At 69.9% G+C, this 18770-nt stretch carries 19 protein-coding genes; 12 read left to right on the top strand and 7 right to left on the bottom strand.

Annotation, left to right across the window (positions count from 1 at the left end):
* Positions 1–115 precede the first annotated feature (115 nt).
* Positions 116–1048 (bottom strand): 5'-3' exonuclease H3TH domain-containing protein, encoded by a 933-nt coding sequence (locus ABZE72_RS09505; RefSeq protein ID WP_372728784.1) that lies wholly within the window; start codon positions 1046–1048, stop codon positions 116–118.
* Positions 1049–1088: 40 nt separating this feature from the next.
* Between ABZE72_RS09505 and ABZE72_RS09500 the strand changes: the two genes are divergently transcribed.
* Positions 1089–1541 carry an Lrp/AsnC family transcriptional regulator gene (locus ABZE72_RS09500; protein WP_372728783.1) on the top strand — a complete coding sequence of 151 codons (453 nt, stop codon included), beginning with the start codon at positions 1089–1091 and terminating at the stop codon, positions 1539–1541.
* A 116-nt stretch (positions 1542–1657) separates the two neighbouring features.
* Here ABZE72_RS09500 and ABZE72_RS09495 read toward each other — a convergent pair whose 3' ends face one another.
* On the bottom strand, positions 1658–2608 hold the full coding sequence (locus tag ABZE72_RS09495; RefSeq protein ID WP_372728782.1) for a type IV toxin-antitoxin system AbiEi family antitoxin domain-containing protein: 951 nt from the start codon (positions 2606–2608) through the stop codon (positions 1658–1660).
* 165 nt (positions 2609–2773) lie between these two features.
* Positions 2774–4228, bottom strand: coding sequence for a KamA family radical SAM protein (locus tag ABZE72_RS09490; protein ID WP_372728781.1), 1455 nt, complete (start codon positions 4226–4228; stop codon positions 2774–2776).
* 156 nt (positions 4229–4384) lie between these two features.
* Here ABZE72_RS09490 and ABZE72_RS09485 point away from each other — a divergent pair, with 156 nt between their 5' ends.
* The 7 genes from ABZE72_RS09485 (at position 4385) to ABZE72_RS09455 (ending at position 11370) form a co-directional block, all read left to right on the top strand.
* Positions 4385–5440: an L-erythro-3,5-diaminohexanoate dehydrogenase gene (locus tag ABZE72_RS09485; RefSeq protein WP_372728780.1), complete on the top strand. Its 1056-nt coding sequence runs from the start codon at positions 4385–4387 to the stop codon at positions 5438–5440.
* The gene (locus tag ABZE72_RS09480; protein WP_372728779.1) at positions 5437–7026 is read left to right on the top strand and encodes a lysine 5,6-aminomutase subunit alpha; all 1590 of its coding nucleotides are present in this window, start codon (positions 5437–5439) and stop codon (positions 7024–7026) included. Before ABZE72_RS09485 ends, ABZE72_RS09480 begins: the two co-directional genes overlap by 4 nt.
* A complete protein-coding gene (locus ABZE72_RS09475; protein WP_372728778.1) occupies positions 7023–7784 on the top strand; it encodes an OAM dimerization domain-containing protein in 762 nt (253 codons plus the stop codon). The genes ABZE72_RS09480 and ABZE72_RS09475 overlap by 4 nt, the downstream gene beginning before the upstream one ends.
* On the top strand, positions 7781–8167 hold the full coding sequence (locus ABZE72_RS09470; RefSeq protein ID WP_372728777.1) for a hotdog domain-containing protein: 387 nt from the start codon (positions 7781–7783) through the stop codon (positions 8165–8167). The genes ABZE72_RS09475 and ABZE72_RS09470 overlap by 4 nt, the downstream gene beginning before the upstream one ends.
* Positions 8168–8616: 449 nt before the next feature.
* On the top strand, positions 8617–10152 hold the full coding sequence (gene lnt / locus ABZE72_RS09465; protein WP_372728776.1) for an apolipoprotein N-acyltransferase: 1536 nt from the start codon (positions 8617–8619) through the stop codon (positions 10150–10152).
* Between the two features lie 10 nt (positions 10153–10162).
* On the top strand, positions 10163–10918 hold the full coding sequence (locus ABZE72_RS09460; protein ID WP_372728775.1) for a polyprenol monophosphomannose synthase: 756 nt from the start codon (positions 10163–10165) through the stop codon (positions 10916–10918).
* Entirely contained in the window at positions 10915–11370 is a 456-nt protein-coding gene (locus ABZE72_RS09455; RefSeq protein ID WP_372728774.1) for an FxsA family protein, read from the top strand. Before ABZE72_RS09460 ends, ABZE72_RS09455 begins: the two co-directional genes overlap by 4 nt.
* A 30-nt stretch (positions 11371–11400) precedes the next feature.
* Here ABZE72_RS09455 and ABZE72_RS09450 read toward each other — a convergent pair whose 3' ends face one another.
* The 3 genes from ABZE72_RS09450 to ABZE72_RS09440 form a co-directional block, all read right to left on the bottom strand.
* Positions 11401–11787, bottom strand: a complete 387-nt coding sequence (locus ABZE72_RS09450) for an RNA polymerase-binding protein RbpA (protein ID WP_372728773.1) — start codon at positions 11785–11787, stop codon at positions 11401–11403.
* Positions 11788–11950: 163 nt separating this feature from the next.
* Positions 11951–13309 (bottom strand): MFS transporter, encoded by a 1359-nt coding sequence (locus tag ABZE72_RS09445; RefSeq protein ID WP_372728772.1) that lies wholly within the window; start codon positions 13307–13309, stop codon positions 11951–11953.
* The gene (locus ABZE72_RS09440; RefSeq protein WP_372728771.1) at positions 13306–14130 is read right to left on the bottom strand and encodes a glycerophosphodiester phosphodiesterase; all 825 of its coding nucleotides are present in this window, start codon (positions 14128–14130) and stop codon (positions 13306–13308) included. The genes ABZE72_RS09445 and ABZE72_RS09440 overlap by 4 nt, the downstream gene beginning before the upstream one ends.
* Positions 14131–14234: 104 nt before the next feature.
* On the opposite strand from ABZE72_RS09440, the gene ABZE72_RS09435 reads away from it, so the two are divergent.
* Positions 14235–14510 (top strand): zf-TFIIB domain-containing protein, encoded by a 276-nt coding sequence (locus ABZE72_RS09435; RefSeq protein ID WP_372728770.1) that lies wholly within the window; start codon positions 14235–14237, stop codon positions 14508–14510.
* Between the two features lie 22 nt (positions 14511–14532).
* On the opposite strand, the gene ABZE72_RS09430 is transcribed toward ABZE72_RS09435, so the two are convergent.
* Positions 14533–16059: a helix-turn-helix domain-containing protein gene (locus ABZE72_RS09430; RefSeq protein WP_372728769.1), complete on the bottom strand. Its 1527-nt coding sequence runs from the start codon at positions 16057–16059 to the stop codon at positions 14533–14535.
* Positions 16060–16139: 80 nt separating this feature from the next.
* Here ABZE72_RS09430 and ABZE72_RS09425 point away from each other — a divergent pair, with 80 nt between their 5' ends.
* The 3 genes from ABZE72_RS09425 to ABZE72_RS09415 form a co-directional block, all read left to right on the top strand.
* Positions 16140–17156 (top strand): zinc-dependent alcohol dehydrogenase family protein, encoded by a 1017-nt coding sequence (locus tag ABZE72_RS09425; protein ID WP_372728768.1) that lies wholly within the window; start codon positions 16140–16142, stop codon positions 17154–17156.
* A gap of 67 nt (positions 17157–17223) precedes the next feature.
* Positions 17224–18315 carry a hypothetical protein gene (locus ABZE72_RS09420; protein ID WP_372728767.1) on the top strand — a complete coding sequence of 364 codons (1092 nt, stop codon included), beginning with the start codon at positions 17224–17226 and terminating at the stop codon, positions 18313–18315.
* 104 nt (positions 18316–18419) lie between these two features.
* On the top strand, positions 18420–18770 hold a 351-nt coding region (locus tag ABZE72_RS09415), incomplete at its 3' end, for a hypothetical protein (RefSeq protein WP_372728766.1).

Here is an 18770-nt window from a genome sequence, read left to right as displayed (position 1 = left end):
GAAGACGGAGGCGCAGGGGCGTGCCCGCGGGATCCAGCTGGATTGATTGGATCGCCTTTTCGGCCGGCGGCGCCTGTTCGGGTGCGGCCGGGACGGGAGGCAGGGCGGGGCGGGCTCAGCCGTGCAGGACGGCTCGCAGCCGCTGTACCGGGCTCTCCAACCCCCACTGCTCGGCCAGTCGGGCGAGTTCGTCCTCGTTGCGTGCCGAGCGGGGGAGTGCAGTGCTGGGGGAGCCGAGATCGAGGGTGCGCGCCACCGCGGTGACCTGGGGCGCGACGGCGAGGTAGTCGGCCGCGGACTTGATCTTGTTGCGAGGGCCGTTAGCCAGGTCGGACCCCGGGTCGTGGGCCGCCGCCAGGATACCCGGGATGTCGCCGAACCGTTTGAGCAGCGTCGCGGCCGTCTTCTCACCCACCCCGGGGACACCGGGCAGGCCGTCGGAGGTGTCGCCGCGCATGGTGGCGAAGTCGGCGTACTGGTGGGCGTCCACGTCGTACTTGTTGCGGACCCAGTCGTTGGTGACCCGCTCGTGGTTGCCGACGCCTCGGGCGATGTAGAGCACCCGGACCTCGGCCTCGTCGTCGACGAGCTGGAAGAGGTCGCGGTCGCCGGTGACGATGTCCACCGGTCGACCGGCGTCGGTGGCCAACGTGCCGATCACGTCGTCGGCCTCGTAGCCGTCCGCCCCCACCACGCTGATCCCGAAGGCCTGCAGGACATCGAGGATGATCGGGATCTGCACCTCGAGCGGGTCCGGGACCTCCTCCACGTCGGGGTCGGAGCCGGCCACCTCCTCGACCACGCGGTGCGCCTTGTAGGAGGGGATCAGGTCGACCCGCCACTGCGGGCGCCAGTCGTTGTCCCAGCAGCAGACCAGGTCGGTGGGCCGGTAGTCGGCGACGAGCCGGGAGATGAAGTCCAGCAGACCGCGGACCGCGTTGACGGGGGTGCCGTCGGGTCCGGCGATCTCCGGCACCCCGTAGAAGGCCCGGAAGTACATCGAAGCGGTGTCCAGCAGCATCAGGCGGTCAGGCTTGGTGTCGGTCACGTGCGGCATCCTGTCACGACGCGCCACTAAGGTGTGGGCCGTGACCGCGACCGATCTCGAAGCCACCGACCGCCAGATCCTAGAGCTGCTCGCCGCCGACGGTCGGATGTCGTTCACCGACCTGGGCAAGGCGACCGGCCTGTCCACGTCCGCGGTCCATCAGCGGGTGAAGCGCCTCGAGCAACGGGGGCTGATCACCGGGTACGGCGCCACGATCAACCACGACGGGATCGGTCTGCCGTTGGCGGCGTTCATCTCGATCCGACCGATCGACCCCTCCCAGCCCGACGACTCGCCCGAGCGGCTGCGCGGGATCCGGGAGATCGAGTCCTGCTGGTCGGTGGCCGGGGACGAGTCGTACATCCTGAAGGTGCGCGTCGGCACGCCCGGCGACCTCGAGGACCTGCTGGCCCGGATCCGGGCAGCCGCGAATGTGTCGACCCGGACGACGATCGTGATGAGCACGCCGTACGAGAACCGTCCCGTCACCTGACCCCCACCCTCGCTGCCGCTGGGGATGTCGGGATCCCCGGATCTCCGGGGATCCTGGCGCTTCACACGGGTTGCAACGCCCGAGAAGCGTAGGAAGAGCTGGGTAGGCCGAACGCCTCAGAGGGGCGATCCCGCGGCCAGCACCCGCCGGATCCGCTCTGCGGTTCGGGCCGGATGCTCCAGATCGGACCACATCAAGCGGATGCACCGCCACCCGGTGAGCTCGCGAATTCGTTCCTCACGCCGCTTCTCCCGCACCACGACCTCGGACGGCGACTCGCCCGGCCGCAGCAGGCGTTCGTACTTCACCCGGCCGTCGAACTCGAGAAACGCCCCATGTCCTGGCCAGGCGCAGTCCGCCACTGCCACCACGCGCCCGAACTCATCGGTGATCGGATACTGGAGCTCAGGCTTCGGCAGACTCTGACGCCAGCAGAGATAGCGAGTACGTGTCTCGCCCGGGGACTCGGAGCGACCGTCTGCCAGCCGGAGCACCAGGTCGGTCTTGAGGGTGAAGGGCCAACCGGTCATCGACGCGTAACGCTCGGCGAGGAGTTCTCGCGTCGTCAGACCGCGATGCAGGAAGTGGTCCATCACCACCAGGGCGGCCTCGGTCCCGAGCACGGTGCTGGCATCGAGCGCGGTGCGCGTCGGGCTGGTGATCAGCACCGTGCCGAACCGGACGAGGTCATCGGGAACGAGGTGTCCGACGTGCTGGCAGACGCCGGCCTCGCGTCGCCCACCGCGACCGTCGAGTCGGGTGAGATGGACGGTGCTCAGGTCGACACCCCAGTCCGGGGCTCCGTAGGCCCAGAGTGCGGAGACGTGCGAGAGGGCCACCTCGGCCTGCGCTTGGCGGTGTACGGCGTGCGCCAGCAGCTCGTGCTGCGTCATGGTGTCTGCGCCGCGCCACAGCTCGGCAGGCACATAGGCACCCCGACGGATCCGATGCCAGGCCCCCGTGCGCACCATCCGGGCGATGGCGCGATCGTCGTACCCCTCGGCCAGCGCATCACGCCGCAGGAAGACGGACTCGCCGGGGCGGGGGTCAATCAGAGGTTCGGTCACGCAGCAGAGGCTGCCCGCTCCCTCGGGTGCATGCTGCTCGGTGGTCCGAAACTGTGGAAGGTCGGTTCCTGGATCAGCTTCTGGAGGTTTCCTGGCGCTTCCAGGGCAATGCAATGGCCGGGAAGCGCAGGGATCCCCGGATCTCCGGGGATCCCTGCAGGGCCCTCAGTACGCCTGGAGGGCAGCCGTACGCCGCGACGCCTCGGCCATCTCGGCCGCCTTCAGGGCCGACTCGTCGAGCTTGCCGTGCTCGGCCCACCACGCCTGGCCCTCGGCCGGGAGCGTGTGGATCGGGTCGTAGTACTGGTAGGTCTTGCTGAGCACCTCGACCTCGCCGGCCTCGATCGAGGTCCGGTAGTTCTTCGTCCAGCCCGAGATCCCGCGCACGGTGTCGTACTCCGCGAGCTGGTGCACCCACCGCTTGCCCACGAACGGCACGTCGCAGACGATCCGCGGCGTCGCGAACCCGGGCAGGTAGCCCATGATGTGGTGCTGCAGCCGCTGCGCGTCGGCGACCGAGACCCGCCAGTGCTCCGAGTACGGGATCATGTCGCACATGTAGAAGTAGTAGGGCATGATCTGCGCCCCGTCGAGCAGGCCGAAGCACAGGTCGAGCAGGGCGTGCGGGTCGGCGTTGACGCCGTTGAGCAGCACGCCCTGGTTGCGGACGTCGCGGACCCCGGCCTCCAGCATCGCCCGCGTCGCCTCCGCCACCAGCGGCGTCACCGAGTTCGCGTGGTTGGCGTGCGTGTGAATCGCCAAGGAGACCCCCCGCGATCGCGCCAGAGTGGCCACCCGGGTCATCCCGGCGCGTACGTCGTCCTGGAGCCAGTGCTGGGGGAGTCCCACCAGGGCCTTGGTGGCCAGCCGGATGTCGCGGATGTTCTCGATCTCCAGCAGCCGGGTCAGGAAGTCCTCGAGCCGCGGCCACGGCATGTTCGCCACGTCGCCGCCGGAGACCACGACGTCACGCACGGACGGCGTACGGCGCAGGTAGTCCATCATGTCGCCCAGCCGGTCCACGGGCTTGCCGGTGAACTTCAGCTTCTCGATCACGGGCGTGGAGTTGCCGACCAGGTCCATCCGGGTGCAGTGCCCGCAGTACTGCGGGCACGTCGGCAGCAGTTCGGCCAGCACCTTGGTGGGGTAGCGGTGGGTGAGCCCCTCGGCCACCCACATGTCGTGCTCGTGCAGGGAGTCGCGGGTGGCGTGCGGGTGCGAGGGCCAGTCGGTACGCCGGTCCGAGAAGACCGGCAGCATGTAGTGCCGGATCGGGTCGGCGTAGAACGCCTCCGTCAACGACCCGGGCCCGGCCGGGGTCTCCCGCGGCATCATCGTGTTCATCATCTGCGGCGGCACCAGCATGGACATGGTGGCCCGCTCGGCCTGGTCCCGTTCGAGGTCGGCGTAGAAGCGCTCGTCGACCAGGTCGCCGAGCAGCTCGCGCAGCTGCTTGACGTTCTTCACGCAGTGCGCGCGCTGCCACTGCACCGAGGCCCACTCCTCGGCGGTCACGTCCTTCCAGCCCGGGAAGCGGGTCCAGTCGGGCTCGACGAGCTCGGTACGGCGGTAGGGGTAGGGCTGGTCGGTCTCCAGACCGATCGCGGTCTCGATGCTCATGTCTTCTCCCGGGTGGCGGAGGTGGGTGCGCGGCGGCGCGTTCAGTTGTGTGGGCTGCGCCACGCATGTCAGAGTACGAGGAGAACGTTCTGTTCGTCCAATACCGCGCCGTATATCTTACGGTTACACACTGTCACCACCGGAGGATTATCCGTCATGTTCGCCCGCGCCAGCGACCCGACCGGCCTGCACCGGGTGCTCGACGACGTCGTCGTCCTGCCCCAGGCGGCCCAGCGCCTCGACACCCGGCGCGAGCTCTGGTCCGACGAGGTCCGGATCCGCGTGCAGAAGCTGAACCTCGACGCTGCCTCCTTCCGCCAGCTGGAGCGCACGCACACCGGCCCGAACGGCGTCGACCGTGACGCCCTGCGGGCCGAGGTGCTCGACATCGTCGCCACCCGCGGGAAGATGCAGAACCCCGAGACCGGCTCGGGCGGCATGCTCGTCGGCACGGTCGAGGAGGTCGGCCCCGACTCCCGCCTCGGCCTGACCCCGGGGGACCGGGTCGCCACGCTCGTGTCGCTGACGCTGACCCCACTGGTGATCGAGGACGCCCTGGCCGGCTGGGACGCGACCAGCGAGCAGGTGCCCTGCGACGGGTACGCCGTCCTCTTCGGCCGCTCGATCGCAGCCGTCCTGCCCGACGACCTGCCCACCGACCTGAGCCTCTCGGTGATGGACGTCTGTGGCGCTCCGGCGTTGACCTCCCGCGTCGTCGAGCAGTACGACGCACCCTCGGTGGCCGTGATCGGCGGCGGCGGCAAGTCGGGCTCACTGAGCCTCGCGGCCGCCCGGCGCTCGGGTGCCGCGCGGATCGTCGGGGTCGTACCGCACGAGCGCGAGGCCGCGCTACTGCGCGACGCCGGCCTGGCCGACCACGTGGTGGTGGCCGACGCCCGGGACCCGATCGCGCTGCGCGACGCGGTCGTGGCCACCGGCGGCCCGGTGGACGTCACGGTCGTCTGTGTCGACGTTCCCGGCTGTGAGGGCGGCGCCGTGCTCAGCACGGCCGATCGCGGCACGGTGATCTTCTTCTCGATGGCCACCTCGTTCTCGGCTGCCGCCCTCGGCGCCGAGGGCCTGGCCGCCGACGTCACGATGCTCGTCGGGAACGGCTACGTCCCCGGCCACGCGGCGTACGCCCTCGACCTCCTGCGTGAGAACGCCGGTGTCCGCCGTCTCTTCGAGTCCCGACTGGAGACCCCCGCATGAGCACCCGCACCCCCCGGGGCAAGCTCGACCTCGACCCCGCCACCGTCCGGCAGGCCCGCGCGCTGGCCCGCAAGGCCGGCAAGCCGATCGTCTCCCTGGCCACCCAGCACACCACGGTGGCGGTGGAGCGAGCCACGCTGCGGCTGGCCGGCCTCCAGGGCGCCGACGCCGAGGGCACGCCCTGGGTGAACCGCCTCCTCGACGTGGTCCGCGCCGACCTCGATCAGGACGGGGGGCTGAGCCACGGTGTGGCGCTGCCGGTCTGGGACGCCCTGGTCCGCGGCGAGGCGGAGGACCTGGCCACCCTCGCGCAGAAGGCCTCCGCGGGGTCCATCCGCTTCCGACTGCCCGAGGGTCGCGACGCCACCCGGGCCGCCGCAGCCGCACGCAAGCAGGTGGGCGCGGGGATCAAGCTGATCGACCGGCGTCGCGCGGAGCGGGACCGTCTGATCAAGCGGATCGGTGACGCCCCCCGCCAGCCGTGGATCTACCTGATCGTCGCGACCGGCGACATCTACGAGGACATTCCGCAGGCCCAGGCGGCGGCCCGCGCCGGTGCCGACGTGATCGCGGTGATCCGCTCCACCGGGCAGAGCCTGCTCGACTTCGTGCCCGAGGGCGCCACGCGCGAGGGGTTTGCCGGCACCTACGCGACCCAGGAGAACTTCCGCCTGATGCGTGCGGCGCTCGACGAGACCGGCAAGGAGCTCGGCCGCTACATCCGGCTGACCAACTACGCCTCCGGGCTGTGCATGCCGGAGATCGCCGCGCTGGCGGGCATGGAGCGTCTCGACATGATGCTCAACGACTCGATGTACGGGATCCTCTTCCGCGACATCAACCCGATCCGCACCTTCGTCGACCAGCGGTTCAGCCGTCAGGTGCACGCCCGCGCCGGCATCATCATCAACACCGGCGAGGACAACTACCTGACCACCGCGGACGCCGTCGAGGCCGCGCACACGGTCACCACGAGCCAGCTCCTCAACGAGTACTTCGCGAAGGAGGCCGGGCTCGAGGACTGGCAGCTCGGGCTGGGGCACGCCTTCGAGATCGATCCCGACGTGCCCGACTCCTTCCGGATGGAGCTGGCCCATGCGCTGCTGGCCCGGGAGCTCTTCCCGAAGGCGCCGCTGAAGTGGATGCCACCGACCCGGCACATGACCGGCGACGTCTTCCGCGGCTACCTGCTCGACGGTTTCTTCAACCTGGTGGGCGCGATGACCGGTCAGGGGATCCTGCTGGTCGGGATGATGACCGAGGCGGTGGTGACACCGTGGATCTCGGACCGCGACCTCGCCCTGCAGAACGTGCGGTACGTGATGAACGCGGCCGGCAACCTGCACGAGGACTTCCGACCCACCCCCGACGGGTTCATCGCCACCCGTGCCCGGCAGGTGCTGGCCGAGTCGATCGAGCTGCTGGAGCAGATCCTCGAGCACGAGAACGGCCTCCTCGATGCCATCGCCGACGGCACCTTCGGGCTGATGAAGCGACCGGCGGACGCCGGTCGCGGCCTCGACGGGGTGGCCGAGAAGTCCCCGTCCTACCTCAACCCCGCCACCGAGATCCTGGAGGAGAAGTGACGGCCACCGCCGAGCCCGGCTCGATCATCCGCCCGTACGGCGACACCACCGGCGACGGCATGGTGCAGCTCAGCTTCACGCTGCCCATGCCGCACTCCAAGGTGGCTGAAGGCGCCGCCGCCCAGCTGGCCAACAAGATGGGGATGGACCCCGCGCTCGTCGTGCACGCCAAGCCGATGGGGCCCGACTTCACCTTCTTCGTGGTCTACGGCCGGGTGAACCACCTCGTGGATCCCAGCAAGGTGGAGGTCGTGGAACGCGACTACCCGTTGCTGACGCCCAAGGAGGCGAACGCGGCGATCAAGCGCAGCCTGCGGCGGCGCCTGGTGGTGGTCGGCGCCTGCATCGGCACCGATGCCCACACCGTCGGCATCGACGCGATCCTGAACATCAAGGGCTTCGCCGGCGAGAAGGGCCTGGAGTACTACCGCGAGGTCAAGGTGGTGAACCTCGGCGCCCAGGTCTCCGTGCCGCAGCTCGTCGACCGTGCCCGCGCGGAGAAGGCCGACGCTGTCCTGGTCTCCCAGGTGGTCACCCAGCGCGACGCCCACCTGCTCAACACCCGCGAGATGTCGGCCGCCTTCCGAGAGTCCTACCCCTCCGCCCGTCGACCGCTGCTGGTCGTGGGCGGACCGCGCTTCGACGAGTCGATGGCCGCCGAGCTCGGGGTCGACCGGGTCTTCAGTCGCGGCACCACCCCCGGCGAGGTCGCCAGCTTCCTCGTGCACCGGATCACCCACCGAGAGGCAGTCGCATGACGGCAACCGTCGGCACCCGCGTCGTCCACCGTCGCTACGTGCCCTACTCCCACGCCCACTACGCAGGGAACCTCGTCGACGGGGCCTACAGCCTCGGTCTGTTCGGCGACGTCGCCACCGAGCTCTGCATCCTCACCGACGGCGACGAGGGGCTCTTCGCCTCCTACTCCGACATCCAGTTCCGGGCTCCGGTGCGGGCCGGGGACGTGCTCGAGATCAGCGCCGAACTGGTCCGCGTGGGCACCCGGTCCCGGGTGATGGAGTTCCAGGTCCTCGTGGTGGCCCGCGGCGCGGCGACCCCCGAGGCCCCCGGGGCAGCGACCATGCTCGAGCCGGCGGTCGTGGCGACCACGGCCACCGGCACGGTCGTCGTACCGGGATGACCACTCCCGCCGCCCACGGTCTGGCCCGGGCGCTCTAGACACGTGGTGGTGCGCCTGGTTCCTTCGGGTGATCTTTTCCCGGGGGCCCCGGCGCTGACCTGCGGTTTTGGATAAACCCGCAGGTGAACAGGGTGTTGACAGTCCGACCTCGTCCGATCCAAGGTGTCCCGTCCGTCCATGCAGATCGTGGCAGGCGGGTCGACGTCCGAGTGATCGGGTCCGGAGAGTGGGGTGCCATTCACTCGTCCGACCTGGTTCGCGGAGGTTGGTCCGCTCCGCGAGGCCGGATACGGAAGGACCGCGTCGCCCCTAGACAACAGTCCGCCCTCGGCAGCCGGTCGTTCTCGGACTGGTCCGAAGGGTGCGGGGTCCTTCCGGAGCTCTGCATCTGCCTCCGCAACTGCGCCCGTGCCGCCTCGCCGGGCAGGACCCTTCGCTACCGTTGAGCCGTGCTGCTCCGGATGCTCCTGGCGCTCGCCGCCGGTGTCTCCCTCGCGCTGGCCTTCGAGCCTCTCGCCCTGTGGTTCCTCGTCCCCGTTGCCCTGGCCGGTTTCACGCTGACCACCCGGGGTCTTCCCGTCCTGCGCGGGGCAGTGGTGGGACTGGTCTTCGGCATCGGGTTCTACTTCACCCTCATCTACTGGATGCGCGCCGTCGGCACCGACGCCTGGCTCGCGCTGGCCTCGGTGGAGGCCCTCTTCTACGGGGTGCTCGGTGCGGTGGCGGCAGCCTTCGGCCGGCGCCGCTGGTGGCCGGTCACGATCGCCCTCGCCTGGGTGGCCATGGAGACGATCCGGAGCAGCTGGCCCTTCAGCGGGATGCCCTGGGGGCGGCTGGCCTTCGCCACCATCGACTCACCGGTCGCGCCCGCCCTCCCGTACGCCGGTGCCACCGGGGTCTCCTTCCTGCTCGCCCTCGCCGGCGTACTGCTGGCTGCGCTCGTGGTCACGCATGGACGACACCGCCTGGTGGCCTCGCTCGCCCTCACCGGGGTCGTCGCGGTGACCCTGCTGCCCGCACTGGTGCCCTACCGGTCCAGCCCGACCGAGCAGGTCACGGTGGCAGCGGTCCAGGGCGACGTCCCGGGAGACGGCAGCGACATCCTGCTCGACTTCCGGCAGGTGACCGCGAACCATGTGCAGGCCACGATCGAGCTCGCCGACGACGTGGCCGCCGGACGATCCCCGCGTCCCGACTTCGTGGTGTGGCCGGAGAACTCCACGGCGGTGGACCCGTTCGCCGACAGCGAGACCAACCGCGGGATCGAAGCTGCCTCGCAGGCGGTGGGCGTCCCGATCCTGGTCGGCGCCATCGTCGACGCGGGTCCCCGCCACGTGCTCAACCAGGGCATCGTCTGGCAGCCCGGGGTCGGCGCGGGGGACCGGTTCACCAAGTGGCATCCGGTGCCGTACGGCGAGTACATCCCGTTCCGCAGTGTCTTCGCCGGCACGTTCGGCCGACTCGCGCTGATCCCGCGCGACATGATGAGCGGCACCCGGCGTACGCCGCTGGACATCGCCGGGATCGCCGTCGCGAACACGATCTGCTTCGACGTCGCCTATGACGACGGGATCTACACCCAGATCTCGCACGGCGCGCAGATGCTGGCCGTGCAGACCAGCAACGCCCTGTTCATCCACACCGACCAGATCGACCAGCAGTTCGCGATCAGCCGGGTACGCGCGGTCGAGACCGGCCGGACCGTCGTGGTCGCGGCCACCAACGGCGTCTCCGGGATCATCGCGCCCGACGGCCGGGTCCTGGACCGGGCTGACATCCGGACCCAGCAGGTCCTGCTCGAGCGGGTGCCGCTGACCGACGACGTCCCCCCCTCGGTCCGGCTCGGCCAGTGGTGGGGCCGGGCCAGCGTGGCCCTGACGGCCCTGCTCATCGTGCTGGGCCTCGTCCCGTATCGTCGAGGGCAGCAACGGCCGCAGGACGCCGGCGTGCAGGCACGTCGCGTCGAGGCCCATTCCGAGCTCTGAAGGCGGCGCCGTGAACAGCAGTGGCCCGGGGCGCGTCGTGGTGGTCATCCCGACCTACAACGAGGCGGACAACCTCGCCTGGGTGGTCGGGCGTCTGCGCGCCGCGCATCCGGACGTGGACGTCCTCGTCGTCGACGACGGCTCCCCGGACGGTACCGGCATGATCGCCGACGACCTGGCCGCCCGGGACCCGGCGGTGTCCGTGCTGCACCGCACGGCCAAGGAGGGTCTCGGGGCGGCGTACCTCGCCGGCTTCCGGTACGCCCTCGACGCCGGGTACGACGTGATCGGCGAGATGGACGCTGACGGCTCCCACCAGCCCGAGCAGCTGCACCGGCTCCTCGACGCGCTCACCGACGCCGATCTGGTGATCGGCTCGCGCTGGGTGCCGGGCGGGTCGGTGGTGAACTGGCCGTTCACGCGCGAGCTGCTCTCGCGCGGCGGCAACCTCTACGTCCGGCTGCTGCTGGGGATCCAGGTCCGCGACGCCACGGCCGGCTACCGGCTCTTCCGGCGCAGCACGCTGGAGCAGATCGACCTGGCCGACGTCGTCTCCACCGGCTACGTCTTCCAGACCGATCTCGTGGCGAGGGTCCTCGCGGCCGGTCTGCGAGTCCGGGAGGTGCCGATCCAGTTCGTCGAGCGGGTCGCGGGGGAGTCCAAGATGAGCCGGGACGTGGCGCTCGAGTCGCTGAAGCGGATCACGTCCTGGGGAGTTCGCGAGCGAATCGGCCGCGCGCGCGGCCGCAAGGAGGCCCACGTATGAGCCGACGACGCGGGAGCGTCCTGTGGATGTTGCTGATCGCCTTCGTGGTGGTGCCCCTGGCTGAGATCTTCGTGCTGATCCAGGTGGGTCAGGTGATCGGTGCCTGGTGGACGATCGTTCTGCTGGTCCTGGACAGCGTGATCGGTGCCTGGTTGGTCAAGCGCGAGGGGGCTCGTGCCTGGCGCGAGCTGAGCGGGGCCCTGCAGACGGGTCGGATGCCGGCCCGCGAGATCGCCGACGGTGCCCTGATCCTGATCGGCGGCACCCTGATGCTCACCCCCGGGTTCGTCACCGACGCCGTGGGGATCGCCCTGATCCTGCCGGTCACCCGGCCGGTGGCACGGCGCCTGCTCACGACCGTGGTGAGCCGACGTCTGGTGGTCCTGAACGTGACTCGCCCCGGACCTGGATCCGAGGATTCCGTGGTCCGGGGCGAGGTCATCGACGAGTGACGCAACCCTCGTCGAGGGGTACGACGTGCGTCAGGCAGTTGCCTTGCGCTTGCGGGCGTTGGCCCGGTGCAGGTGCGCCGGACCGATCTCGCCGCCGCGGAGCAGCTCGAGCCGCTCCTTGAGGATGTCCTCGAGCTCCTTCTCGGAGCGACGCTCGAGGAGCATGTCCCAGTGGGTGCGGGCGGGCTTCTCGTTCTTCACCTCGGGGACGAGCCCCGAGATGCTGAGCCCCTCGGCGCCACAGCGCGGGCACTCCCACAGGGCCGGGACGTCGGCCTCGACCGACATCGTGATCTCGAACTCGTGACCGAGCTTGCAGCGATAGCCGACCTGCTGACGGGCAGCGAACTCGATACCGCGTTCGTCCTCGAAACTCTGGCCCCCGAGCCGGGCGCCACGTAGCGTGCGCTCTGCCATGAGCCACCTCCAGACTGGTTCTGTTTCCCCCGTTGACATGACCTGAGACGACGGAGCCGACGGCTCCACACGTGTGGGCGTTCTACCCGAACGGCCCTTGCCTCAACCTTCTCAACGGTAGTGGGGCGGGAAAGATTCCGACAATCTCGGCCGGTCTCGCTCCCTAGAGCACCTCGGGCACCTCGTTGCCAGCGTCCTCGATCCCGCGCCGGGTGTCCACCTTCATCAGCAGGGCACCGCCGATGACGAAGAACCCGATCAGGGCGAAGATCGCCGGCCGGTAGGAGCCGGTGAACTGGAAGACCAGACCGAACACCAGGGTGCCCAGCCACGACGTACCGCGCTCCATCGCGTGGTAGAAGCTGAAGTACTCGGCCTCCTTGCCGCGGGGGATCAGCAGCGAGAAGTACGACCGGGAGAGCGCCTGGGTGCCCCCGAGGACGATCCCGATCCCCGATCCGAGCACCAGGAACGGCACGATCGCGCCGGCCGGCAGGAACAGCGCCGCTGTCACGATGACCATCCAGCCGGTCAGGCCGGCCAGGATCACCCGCTTCGCGCCGTACCGGGCCGCCGCCCGACCGAAGCCCAGCGCACCGGCGACGGCGACTGCCTGGACGAGCAGATAGGTGGCCAGCACGGTGCCGGTGGAGAAGCCGAGCTCCTCGACGCCGTAGATCGAGGCCGAGGCGATCACCGTCTGGATGCCGTCGTTGAAGAACAGGTAGGCCACCAGGAACGTCAGGGCGACCGGGTACTGGCGGATGTCGCGCAGTGTCGCCCACAGCTGGCCGAAGCTCCGGGCGAGCACGTTGCCCTCGGTGGGCTCCACGTGGGCCGTCGGGTGGTTGCGCAGGCCTCGGAACGGGATGATCGTGAAGCCGGCCCACCACAGGGCGGCGGACAGCATGCTGATCCGCACGGCCATCGCCTCGGTCAGGCCGAAGGACTCGTGGAAGCTGACCAGGACGAAGTTCAGCGCCAGCAACAACCCCCCGCCGGCGTAGCCGAGGGCCCACCCCCGGGAGGAGACCTGGTCGCGTTCCTCCTCGTCGGAGATCAGGCACAGGATCGCGTCGTTGAAGACGGCCGAGGCACCGAAGCAGAGGTTGGCGACGATGAAGCTGACCGCGCCGAGCTGCCAGTTGTCCCCGGTGACGAAGAAGAGCAGCGCCGCGAAGGCGGAACCCACCCAGGCGAACCCGGCGAGCAACTGCTTCTTCTTCTCGGTGCGGTCGGCCACGGCACCCAGCAGGGGCAGCAGGACGGCGGAGATCACGGTCGAGGCGGTGATCACGAACGACGGCAGCGCGCCGGGCGCCACCGAGAGCCCCAGCACCGAGATCCGGTCGTCGACCGCCGCCTCCTCGGCGATCGCGATCAGGTACGGCGCGAACAGGACACCCGCCACGGTGGTGGCGAAGGCGCTGTTCGCCCAGTCGTAGAAGTACCAGGCTCGCTGCTCCTTGACGCGCGCGAGCCGGGTCAGGTCGGCGATCGGCCGGGGCCCGGATGTGCTCATGACGCGTTCCTCCCGTGGTCGAGCCAGCAACCGCGCTGCACGAGGAACTCCTTGAGCAGATCGGTGCGGTCGGTGATCAGTCCGTCGACGTCCTTGGCGAGGAGCTCGTCCATCTCCTCGGGGTCGTCGACGGTCCAGACGTGGACGTGCTTGCCGGCGGCGTGCGCACGGCGTACGAGGCCGGCGGTGACGACCACCAGCCGCCCGCGGCGGTGCGGCACCTGGAGCGCGCTGACCCGACCGCGGGTGACGAGGTCGGCCAGGCGACCGCTGGGCAGCAGCCGGAAGGCCGCCACCTCGAGTGGATGGGCCGATGTCGGGATCTGCCCACCCGTCAGCCTGCGGAAGGTGGCGAGCCGGCGACGCGAGAACGAGCCCACCATCACCCGGTCGTGGTCGGTCCGGGCGGCCAGGAAGTCGGCGAGACGGTGCACCGCCAGCTCGGACTTCACGTCGATGTTGAACCGGGCCTGCGGGAAGGACTCGAAGAGCTGCTCCAGGGTCGGAACGGGCTCGGTTCCGCCGATCAGGGCGCGAGCGACCTCGGCGTGGGTCAGATCGGCGATCGCGCCCTTGCGGTCGGTGACCCGATCCAGGGCCGCGTCGTGGAAGGCGAGCAGGACGCCGTCACGGGTGGCGTGCACGTCGGTCTCCAGGTAGCGGTAGCCCTGCGCCACCGCATGCGCGAACGCCGCCATCGTGTTCTCCAGCCCGGGGATCTCGGGGTGGAGCGCCCCGCCGCGGTGGGCGAAGGCCAGCACGGCGCCCGGTTGGCTCAGCACCTCGTCGAGGTAGGGCACACCGGTCCGTGGAGAGGTCACCGGGTCAGTATTGCCTGACGCCGGTCCCGACCGGCTGCAATCCAACGGGCCTCGGTTCGGCGCGGGCCCTCGTGCCGGCGGCGGGGGAGCGGTAGCGTCGAAGCATGACGACCTTGACCTGTCCTCGATGTGGAACCGACATGGTCACGCGGAGCCTCGGTGTGTCCGCGGGCGACGGCGAAGTCAGCAGGTGCCCCGAAGGGCACGGCGTCTTCCTCTCCCGTGCCGATCTCGGTTCGCTCATCGAGGCCGAGAACGACTGGCACCGCAACGCGAGTCAGCACACGGCGCCGCTGCCGCGGATCACCGCCGACATGCAGGCGCCGCCGAGCTCACGCACCCCGTCGCGGGCGTGGGTCGAGACCCTGTTCGGGGGCTGACCGGCCCGGGCGGGTCCGCGACTCAGATGTCGCGGAACGGCTCGATGTTGGCGCCGAGCAGGTTCAACCGCTCGGCGAGCTCCTCGTAGCCGCGGTGGATGACGTACGTCGAGCGGAGCACCGAGGTGCCCTTGGCCGCCAGCATCGCCAGCAGGATCACGACCGCCGGGCGCAGCGCCGGGGGACAGACGATCTCGGTGCCGGACAGGCTGGTCGGGCCCTCGATCATCACCCGGTGGGGGTCGAGCAGTTTGACCTGGGCGCCCAGCTTGTTGAGCTCGACGAGGTAGATCGCGCGGTTCTCGTAGACCCAGTCGTGCAGCAGGGTCTGCCCCTCGGCGACCGCGGCGATGACCGCGAAGAACGGCAGGTTGTCGATGTTGAGGCCGGGGAACGGCATCGGGTGGATCTTGTCCAGCGGTGCCCGCAGCGTGGACGGCTTGGTGGTGAGGTCGACCAGACGCGTGCAGCCGTTGAGTGCGTCGTACTCCTCGGTCCGGTCGTACTGGAAGCCCATCTCCTCGAGCAGCGCGAGCTCGATCTCGAGGAACTCGATCGGGACCCGGCGGATGGTGATCTCGGACTTGGTCACGATGGCGGCCGCGAGCAGCGACATGGCCTCGATCGGGTCCTCGCTGGGGGCGTAGTCGACGTCGACGTCGATGGTCTCGCGGCCCGTGACCGTGAGCGTGGTGGTCCCGACGCCGTCGATCTTTACGCCGAGCTTGCGCAGGAAGAAGCAGAGGTCCTGGACCATGTAGTTGGAGGAGGCGTTGCGGATCACGGTCGTCCCGGGGTGCAGGGCGGCTGCCATCAGCGCGTTCTCGGTGACGGTGTCGCCGCGCTCGGTCAGCACGATCGGGCGCTGCGGGACGACGGCCCGGTTGACCGAGGCGTGGTACATGCCGTCGGTGGCCTTGACCTCGAGGCCGAACGGACGCAGGGCCGACATGTGCGGCTCGACCGTGCGGGTGCCCAGGTTGCAGCCACCGGCGTACGGCAGGTCGAAGGTCTCCTGGCGATGCAGGAGCGGGCCCAGGAACATGATCACCGAACGGGTACGGCGCGCGGCATCCTCGTCGATCCGGTCCAGGTCGAGCTTCTTGGGCGGGATGATCTCGAGGTCGTTGTCGGTGTTGAGCCACTTGGTCTGCACGCCCATGCTGCCCAGCACCTCGAGCAGCCGGTTGACCTCCTCGATCCGGGCGACCTTGCGCAGCGTGGTGCGACCGCTGTTCAGCAGGGAGGCGCAGAGCAGGGCGACGCCGGCGTTCTTGGACGTCTTGACGTCGATCTCGCCCGACAGCGTGGTGGGCCCGCTCACCCGCAGGTGGGTGGGCCCGGCGCCGAGCGCCACGATCTCGGAGTCCAACGCAGCACCGATCCGGGCCAGCATCTCCAGGGAGAGGTTCTGGTTGCCCTTCTCGATCCGGTTGATGGCACTCTGGCTGGTGGCCAGGAGCTCCGCCAACTGGTGCTGCGTGAGACCCCGGTGCTTGCGGGCGTCGCGAATCAGATTGCCGATGCGGCCCTTGTAACCCTCACTCATGGCGATCACGGTATATCAAGTATGAGATAAGGCAACATCTCTGACTCCGTGTCGCTTCCATGATCTGTCAGGATGGCGCCATGCGTGCCACGACGATCCATGCCCCCCGCGAGATCCAGGTCTCCGACGTTCCCACCCCGACGATCACAGCCCCGACGGACGCGGTCATCAAAGTCACCGCAGGCTGCATCTGTGGCTCGGACCTGTGGCCGTACCGGGGGGAGAACGACATCACGCCCGGCAGCACCATCGGCCACGAGTGCGTGGGAGTCGTGGAAGAGGTGGGCGCCGAGGTCGTCTCCTTCAAGCCCGGTGACTTCGTGATCGTCCCGTTCTGCCACAGCGACAACACCTGCGCTCACTGCCGTGCCGGCATGCAGTCCGCCTGCGTGCACGGCGGCTTCACCCTCAGCGGCCAGGCGGAGTACGCGCTGGTCACCCAGGCCGAGGGCAGTCTGGTCAAGACCGACGGGATGCCGGACGCGTCGATGATCCCGTCGCTGCTGACCCTCTCCGACGTGATGGCCACCGGCTGGCACGCCGCCGTCGCGGCCGGCGTACGACGCGGCGGCACGGCCGTGGTCGTCGGCGACGGCGCCGTGGGCCTCTGTGGCGTCCTCGCGGCCCACGTGATGGGTGCCGAGCAGGTGATCGCGATGTCGCGCCACGAGCCGCGGCAGGCGATCGCCCGGCAGTTCGGGGCGACGTCGATCATCGCCGAGCGCGGCAAGGAAGGCTCCGCCGCAGTGATGGAGCTCACCGGGGGAGTGGGGGCCGACGCCGTGCTCGAGTGCGTCGGCACCGACCAGGCGATGAAGACCGCGTTCGCGATCGCCCGACCCGGCTCCACGGTCGGCTTCGTCGGCGTACCGCACGGCGTCGACCTTCCGATCAGCAAGATGTTCCAGAAGAACGTCGGGCTCGCCGGCGGCATGGCGCCGGTGCGCCAGTACCTGCCTGAGCTGCTCGAGCTGGTCCAGGACGGCACCATCAACCCCGGTCTCGTCTTCGACCTGACCCTGCCTCTCGACGAGGTCGCCGAGGGCTACCGGGCGATGGACGAGCGACGCGCGATCAAGGTCCTGATCCAGCCCTGAGCGCCAGTCCGGGATCGCTGTCTCGCGCCCCCTCGACGGCGGAGGCGCGGGCTCCTACCGTGGAGGGATGAGCGAGCAGCAGCTCGGTGGGTCGGCTCCCCGCAGACGGCCGCGCAAGCGAGGAGCCGAGGACGACCTCGAGCAACTGGTGGAGCAGCGCAGCAAGCGGAGTCGTCCCGCCGCCTCCCCGTCGGTCGCGGTGGCGCCGCTCCCGGGGCTCAGCACGGACACGCGGTCCCGGGTGCCCAAACGGGGAGCCGAGGACGACCTCGAGGACCAGGGGCAACCGAACAAGCGGTCCCGGAGCACCGGCCCGTCGTACCTCCTGCCCGACACGGGGAACCACCGACTGCCCAAGGACCAGGTGAAGTACGGCCCCGGTGAGGGGCTGGGCGACGAGGCCATGGGTCGGGTCCACCAGCACCTCTACGGCGCCTCCGGGCCGGAGCTGAAGAAGTCGGTGGTGAAGGAGCGGCTCACCCAGTACCACCCCCAGCACTCGACGTACGTCGAGGCGGCGCGTGCGGCCGGACGCGGGTTGACGGTCCAGGAGGCCGAGGCGGCGAGGACGGGGGAGAACGCCTCGAACGCCTCCATCAACCACGTGATCGCCTCGGGTGTCGGGCAGAACACGCTGAACACCGGGATCGCCCAGTTCACCCAGGCGCGGCGCGACTTCCCGGGCGTTCCGGTGGCCGGCGAGATGGACAGGCCCGCGGTCGCGAAGTCGCTGGCTGGCCAGGCCGCCGCGGTCGGTCGCCAGCAGATGTACTCGCGCGCGATCGCCGCCGAACAGGTCCGGGACGGAGAACCGCTCCAGGGGGAGGCCCTGCTCGAAGAGCGCCGGGGGCTGCTCACGACCACACTGGACGTCATGCAGGGCGGCGATCCCGCCACGCGGCTGTCGTCGTACCGGGACCTGATGAAGCAGACGTTCGACTCACCGGGGAATCTTCGGGTCGGCCACGCTCGGGCCAACGGTGCGGTCTCGACCGGCTTCGACACCGAACTGGACAGCAGACTGCAACCGACGGCGCGCAGCGAGCGGCTCCTCGAGGCGCACCGAGCGGCCGCGCCCGATCACGACGAGCAGCTGTTCACGACCGCCCGGGAGACCGGGGAGCGACTGTCCAGCAGCAGGACGGTGGACGACGACTGATCGTCGAACCACCCGGTGGGACGACCCTGTGGAGGACGGGGGCCAGGGGTGCGGACTGCGTCGTAGCGTCCGGGCATCATCCACCTCTCGGGAAGGTCGTCTCGATGTCCACGAAGCTCCGCCCGTTCCGCACGTCGTCTGCTGTCGCGTCCGTCATGCTCGCCGCCGCGCTGGTCGCGTCCTCCGGAGCTGCACCGGTGAGCGCCGCCGGTCCGGCACCTGACCGAGCGTCCGTCGAGAGCCGCTGTGCCTCCGATGCGGGCGCGGGCTGCCCGTCGAACGCGAAGCAGAGCCGGCGCAGGTTCCGGGCCGGCGAGTGGGGCCACAGCGAGGCGCCCCGACGTCAGTGGCCGACCCGTCTGAAGCGGCTGGTCAAGCGAGCGGCGATCAAGAAGGGCTACGTGCGGCGTCCCGGTGCGCGGACGACCGGATCTCGCGGTCAGGTGGGGCAGTCG

It is taken from the genome of Nocardioides sp. (genome assembly GCF_041600255.1).
Lineage (GTDB): Bacteria > Actinomycetota > Actinomycetes > Propionibacteriales > Nocardioidaceae > Nocardioides.
This window is presented reverse-complemented; position numbering and strand designations above follow the sequence as displayed.

Excerpts from the sequence above, each read along its gene's own strand:
- ABZE72_RS09425 (WP_372728768.1), top strand. The coding sequence starts at position 16,140 with ATGCGTGCCACGACGATCCATGCCCCCCGCGAGATCCAGGTCTCCGAC.
- ABZE72_RS09450 (WP_372728773.1), bottom strand. The coding sequence starts at position 11,787 with ATGGCAGAGCGCACGCTACGTGGCGCCCGGCTCGGGGGCCAGAGTTTC.
- ABZE72_RS09420 (WP_372728767.1), top strand. The coding sequence starts at position 17,224 with ATGAGCGAGCAGCAGCTCGGTGGGTCGGCTCCCCGCAGACGGCCGCGC.
- ABZE72_RS09490 (WP_372728781.1), bottom strand. The coding sequence starts at position 4,228 with ATGAGCATCGAGACCGCGATCGGTCTGGAGACCGACCAGCCCTACCCC.
- ABZE72_RS09485 (WP_372728780.1), top strand. The coding sequence starts at position 4,385 with ATGTTCGCCCGCGCCAGCGACCCGACCGGCCTGCACCGGGTGCTCGAC.
- ABZE72_RS09435 (WP_372728770.1), top strand. The coding sequence starts at position 14,235 with ATGACGACCTTGACCTGTCCTCGATGTGGAACCGACATGGTCACGCGG.
- ABZE72_RS09470 (WP_372728777.1), top strand. The coding sequence starts at position 7,781 with ATGACGGCAACCGTCGGCACCCGCGTCGTCCACCGTCGCTACGTGCCC.
- ABZE72_RS09480 (WP_372728779.1), top strand. The coding sequence starts at position 5,437 with ATGAGCACCCGCACCCCCCGGGGCAAGCTCGACCTCGACCCCGCCACC.
- ABZE72_RS09430 (WP_372728769.1), bottom strand. The coding sequence starts at position 16,059 with ATGAGTGAGGGTTACAAGGGCCGCATCGGCAATCTGATTCGCGACGCC.
- ABZE72_RS09455 (WP_372728774.1), top strand. The coding sequence starts at position 10,915 with ATGAGCCGACGACGCGGGAGCGTCCTGTGGATGTTGCTGATCGCCTTC.
- ABZE72_RS09445 (WP_372728772.1), bottom strand. The coding sequence starts at position 13,309 with ATGAGCACATCCGGGCCCCGGCCGATCGCCGACCTGACCCGGCTCGCG.